The sequence below is a fragment of the Banduia mediterranea genome, from assembly GCF_031846245.1.
In the GTDB taxonomy this organism is placed as follows: Bacteria; Pseudomonadota; Gammaproteobacteria; order Nevskiales; family Nevskiaceae; genus Banduia; species Banduia mediterranea.
Window position 1 is genome coordinate 1 of record NZ_JAVRIC010000089.1, and the last position, 304, is coordinate 304.

The following is a 304-nucleotide window of genomic DNA, read 5'->3' on the forward strand; positions in this document are numbered from 1 at the left end:
AGGAGGCGGTATGGAACTGGTAGCGCTGTACAAACGCGTGATCGGCCTGGACATCCATCAGGCGCAGATCACCGCCTGTGCGTTGATTGAGGATGCCGACGGTAGTTCGCGCATTGAGCAACGGCAGTTTGGTGGGTTCAAGCGAGACCGTCGGGAATTGGCAGACTGGGTTGCCTCGTTGCGTCCCGACGAGGTCGTGATGGAAAGCACCGGCATCTATTGGAAGAGCCCGTATGCGGCACTGGAGGCGGTCGGTGTTCGCGCCAAGGTGGTGAATGCGCGGCACGTCAAGAATGTTCCCGGC

1 protein-coding gene is annotated in these 304 nt (G+C 60.2%); it reads left to right on the forward strand.

Features of this window, described 5'->3' with window-relative positions; translation table 11 throughout:
• Positions 1 to 10: 10 nt before the first annotated feature.
• Positions 11 to 304 (forward strand): IS110 family transposase (locus tag RM530_RS18500; protein WP_311366741.1); only part of this gene is annotated, 294 nt, incomplete at its 3' end.